A 5,324-nucleotide genomic window follows, 5' to 3' on the forward strand; every position below is an offset into this window, starting at 1 on the left:
TCAACATTACTTATACGTTTGCTTGTGTGCAAATACGTCATAACCCATTATCAGGTGGTTATTGCGGTGAGGTCCCACCTCTTCCCATTCCGAACAGAGAAGTTAAGCTCACTTGCGCCGATGGTACTGCAATGCAATGCGGGAGAGTAGGTAGCCGCCTCCTTTCAATTTCAGAAGCCTCGATTACGAAAGTAGTCGAGGCTTTTTTGTTTAATACACTGGCTATTTAGTATGATTACCCTTGCTATATAATATAATAACCCCTCGCTATTTACCATAATAGCGAGGGGTATTTCTGCGATATTCTGAGTGTTTTGCCTACTGCTTGGTGAATTTCAGATTTTTAGGAATCTTCACCCATTTCCGGTTTCGGGCAATTTTCAGGTTACTTCCATCTTTCTGCTGCAACTCGTAACTACCATCGGGTAAGGCTATGAGGTCGGCAGTAAGATCTTCGCTCCCGTAATCATTGATAATGGATAGATGAGCGGTCTTTCCTTCTATGTCAGCATCTGTAATCAGCCATTTGCGACTATCCCGTCTGTCACCGAAATATCCGGGCATTTCACCGAACAGTTCCTGTCCTGGAACCTTGAGGTTCTTATGGTAGAAGTCTATATTCATATAGACATCATACTCTTTGTTTGTAATCTTCCCCTTGAATAGGGTGCTGTCTGTTTGTGCCATACTAGATATACTAATTAGGCATAATAATGTTGCTAAAATCTTTCTTTTCATCTCTTTTTTCAATTAACTGCGACAAAGTTATTCATTTAAATCAAGAAAACTGCATTTTTTTTAGGATTTTAATAAGATTAATTCGTTTTTTTGCAAATATTTATCTATCTTTGCGGTGTTTATTGATAATTATATATGGAAAAGAAAAGATTATTTCCAGATTACATATTTGAGTCTAGTTGGGAAGTGTGTAATAAAGTTGGTGGTATCTACACCGTTCTTTCAACTCGAGCTAAGACTCTTACGGAAAGGTTAAAGGATCAGCTAATCTTCATTGGTCCTGATTGCTGGGGAGACAAGGTGAATCCTTATTTCTCTCAAGATGATACGCTTTATGCGGAGTGGAAAGCAGAAGCTCTGAAAGAGGGCTTAAAGGTTAAAGTAGGTAGATGGAATATACCGGGAGAGCCAGTAGCTGTTTTGGTAGATTTTAATCCTTACTATGCTGTTAAAGACCAGATCTATGGACAACTATGGCAGGACTATCAGGTTGATAGTCTTCATGCTTATGGTGACTATGACGAAGCATCGATGTTCTCTTATGCTGCCGCTCTGGTAGTAGAGAGTTTCTACAAACATGTTGTTGGAAAAGGCAAAAAAGTTATCTATCATGGAAATGAATGGATGACAGGACTTGGTGTGCTCTATGTGAACAAGCATCTTCCTGAGGTGGCTACAGTGTTCACCACGCATGCTACAAGTATCGGTCGTAGTATTGCCGGTAATAATAAGCCTCTTTATGATTATCTTTTTGCCTATAATGGTGATCAGATGGCGCAGGAACTCAATATGCAAAGCAAGCATTCTATAGAAAAGCAGACTGCTAAGTATGTTGATTGTTTCACAACAGTGAGTGATATTACTGCCAACGAGTGCAAGGAATTGCTCGATAAACCGGTAGATTTTGTTTTGCCTAACGGATTTGACAATAGTTTTGTACCTAAAGCAAGTACCTTTACAAAGAAACGTAAGGAGGCAAGAAAGCGTTTGCTCGATGTAGCCAATGCTTTGATGGGTACAGATTTGGATGATGATACGCTCATCGTTTCTACCAGCGGACGCTACGAGTTCCGCAACAAGGGTATCGATGTCTATATTGAGGCTATGAACCGACTGCTTCGTGACAACAATTTGAAGAAGAATGTATTGGCATTCATTGACGTACCTGGTTGGGTAGGAGATCCACGTCAGGATCTGTTGGATCGTCTGAATAGCGGTAAGAAGTTTGACACGCCATTGGAGGTTCCGGAGATTACCCATTGGTTGCATAATATGAGTCATGATAATGTGTTGGGTATGCTGAAGTACTTCAACATGCATAATAATAAGGAAGACAAGGTGAAACTGATATTCTTACCTTGCTACTTGACAGGCGATGATGGCATTATCAACAAGAGCTACTATGATGTAGTGTTGGGTAATGACCTCTGTATCTATCCTTCTTATTATGAGCCATGGGGATATACTCCATTGGAGGCTGTTGCGTTCAAGGTGCCTTGTATCACCACCGATTTGGCTGGTTTCGGTCTTTGGGCTAACTCAGAGAAGGGAAGTTACAGTGAAATAGAGGATGGTGTGAAGGTTATCAAGCGTACCGACTATAATTATTCTGAGGTAGCTGATGCTATCAAGGATACCGTAGCTAAGTACTCGGGATTCACCAAGACACAGGTGAACAAGTGTCGTAAAAATGCTGAGATTCTTTCAGAAAAAGCATTGTGGAAACACTTTATCGAGTATTACTATGATGCTTATGACTTTGCCTTGCGCAAGGCTGAAATTCGTATGAAGAAATAATAATCTCTCTTTCTTGATGGCATAAGCCATAAAACAAATATTTGGATTCTGCAAGAATCGCTATGTTTGCAAGATAGAAAATATACATCTTAAAAATAAAACACAATGAAAATTAAGGCAGACTATGCTAATGCTCCTCAATGGAAGGAGACAACCATTAAATCAAGCCTTCCTAAGGAGTTGAAGTGCTTGGATGAGATCGCTCACAATATGTGGTGGGCATGGAATTATGAAGGTCGTGACTTGTTCAAGAGCCTCGATGCTGATTTGTACGAGAAGTGCAATGCTAACCCTGTATTGCTCTTGGAGCGTTTGAGCTACGACCGCAAGGAGGCTATTGTTAAGGACAAGGAGACAATGGCTAAGGTTAAGAACGTCTATAAGATGTTCCGCGAGTACATGGATGTGAAGCCTAATGCTAAGCGCCCTTCAGTTGCTTACTTCTGCATGGAGTATGGTATTAACCAGGTGGTTAAGATTTACTCTGGTGGTCTTGGTATGCTTGCTGGTGACTACTTGAAGGAGGCTTCTGACAGCAACGTGGATATGTGTGCTGTTGGTTTCCTCTACAGATATGGTTATTTCAAACAGTCTTTGAGTATGGATGGTCAGCAGATTGCTAACTATGATGCTCAGAACTTCAACTCTCTCCCTATCGAGCGAGTATATGATGAGAATGGTAACCCATTGGTAGTTGATGTGCCTTACACAAACTATCAGGTACATGCATACGTATGGCAGATGAATGTAGGTCGTATCAAGTTGTATCTCCTGGATACAGATAATGATATGAACTCAGAGTTCGACCGTCCTATCACTCACTCTCTCTACGGTGGTGACTGGGAGAACCGCTTGAAGCAGGAGATTCTGCTCGGTATCGGTGGTATGCTCGCATTGAAGAAGATGGGTATCAAGAAGGATATCTATCACTGCAATGAAGGTCATGCAGCTCTTTGCAACTTGCAGCGTCTCTGCGACTATATCGAGGAGGATGGCTTGAACTTCAACCAGGCTCTCGAGTTGGTTCGCGCTTCTTCTCTCTATACTGTTCACACTCCCGTGCCAGCTGGTCATGACTACTTCGACGAGGCTCTCTTCGGCAAGTACATGGGTGGCTATCCACAGCGCCTTGGCATCTCTTGGGATGAGTTCATCGGTATGGGTCGTGAAAATCCAGACGATCACAACGAGCGTTTCTGTCTCTCTACATTCGCATGCAACACTTGCCAGGAGGTTAACGGTGTAAGTAAGCTTCACGGTTGGGTAAGCCAGCAAATGTTCTCTAACATCTGGAAGGGCTACTTCCCAGAGGAAAACCACGTAGGTTATGTAACCAATGGTGTTCACTTCCCAACTTGGACAGCAACAGAGTGGCGTAAGCTCTACGATACATATTTCGACAAGAACTTCATGAACGACCAGAGCAACGAGGAAATCTGGCATGCCATCTACAATGTTTCAGATGCTGAAATCTGGAATACCCGTATGACATTGAAGAAGAAGCTCGTAGCTTATATCCGTGAGAAGTTCACCCAGACATGGTTGAAGAACCAGGGTGATCCTGCTCGTGTAGTATCTTTGCTCGAGCGTATCAACCCTAACGCTTTGATGATTGGTTTCTGCCGTCGTTTCGCTACATACAAGCGTGCTCACCTGCTCTTCACCGACTTGGAGCGCTTGTCTAAGATCGTTAACGATCCTGAGCACCCAGTATTGTTCTTCTTCTCAGGTAAGGCTCACCCAGCTGATGGTGCAGGTCAGGGCTTGATCAAGAAGATTTTCGAGATCAGTCAGCGTCCTGAGTTCCTCGGCAAGATTATCTTCCTCGAGGACTACGATATGACTTTGGCTCGCCGTCTGGTTTCAGGTGTTGATATCTGGATGAATACTCCTACACGTCCATTGGAGGCTTCTGGTACATCTGGCGAGAAGGCTGAGATGAATGGTGTTGTCAACCTCTCTGTACTTGATGGTTGGTGGGTAGAAGGTTACCGCGAGGGTGCTGGTTGGGCTCTTCCTGAGAAGCGTACATACCAGAACCAGGGTTACCAGGATCAGCTTGATGCTGCTACTATCTACAACCTCTTGGAGAACGACATCATCCCTATGTATTACAACAAGAATAAGGAAGGCTTCAGCAAGGAGTGGATCCAGGTAGTAAAGAACTCTATTGCTACTATCGCTCCTCACTATACAATGAAGCGCCAGTTGGATGACTACTATGATAAGTTCTACAATAAGGAGGCTGCCCGCTTCAAGAAGTTGAGCGCTAACGACAATGCACTTGCTAAGGAGATTGCACTCTGGAAGGAGAGCGTTGCAGAGCGTTGGGATGGTATCCACGTTGTATCTAAGGACGACTGCATGCTGATGGCTGCTGAGACTGGTCAGAAGATCAAGGTTCAGTATGTTATCGATGAGCAGGGCTTGAACGATGCAGTAGGCTTGGAGCTTGTTGTATTGAAGGATCAGCCAGAGGATGGCAAGCAGATTTATGCTGTTTATCCATTCAAGATGGTTGGTCACGAGGGTAACAACTTTACATTCGAGGCTGAGATTGAGCCAATCAATGCTGGTTCATTCAAGACAGGCGTACGTATGTATCCTAAGAATGATAAGTTGCCACACCGTCAGGACTTCTGCTACGTGAAGTGGTTGAACTAATATAATAGCGACATTGTCACATTATAAATATATGAATCCTGTATCTCTTTTTGGGATACAGGATTTTTTTTGGTATGCTCGGCATGAGCTTATTCTAATGGGTGCAAGTCCCTAACAAGCCCTAA

The 5,324-nt window shown here is 43.2% G+C and carries 3 protein-coding genes and 1 rRNA gene; 3 read left to right on the plus strand and 1 reads right to left on the minus strand.

What is annotated here, in order from left to right; genetic code table 11:
• Window positions 1–50: 50 nt before the first annotated feature.
• Window positions 51–163 (plus strand): 5S ribosomal RNA (gene rrf / locus F7D47_RS06850).
• Window positions 164–318: 155 nt separating this feature from the next.
• Here the strand turns inward: rrf and F7D47_RS06855 are convergent.
• A complete protein-coding gene (locus F7D47_RS06855) occupies window positions 319–687 on the minus strand; it encodes a hypothetical protein (protein WP_228112430.1) in 369 nt (122 codons plus the stop codon).
• 186 nt (window positions 688–873) lie between these two features.
• On the opposite strand from F7D47_RS06855, the gene F7D47_RS06860 reads away from it, so the two are divergent.
• Window positions 874–2,535: a glycogen/starch synthase gene (locus F7D47_RS06860; RefSeq protein ID WP_153086633.1), complete on the plus strand. Its 1,662-nt coding sequence runs from the start codon at window positions 874–876 to the stop codon at window positions 2,533–2,535.
• Between the two features lie 105 nt (window positions 2,536–2,640).
• On the plus strand, window positions 2,641–5,199 hold the full coding sequence (glgP, locus tag F7D47_RS06865) for an alpha-glucan family phosphorylase (protein ID WP_153086634.1): 2,559 nt from the start codon (window positions 2,641–2,643) through the stop codon (window positions 5,197–5,199).
• The last annotated feature ends 125 nt before the right edge of the window (window positions 5,200–5,324 follow it).

This window comes from Segatella copri (assembly GCF_009494835.1).
In the GTDB taxonomy this organism is placed as follows: Bacteria; Bacteroidota; Bacteroidia; order Bacteroidales; family Bacteroidaceae; genus Prevotella; species Prevotella copri_F.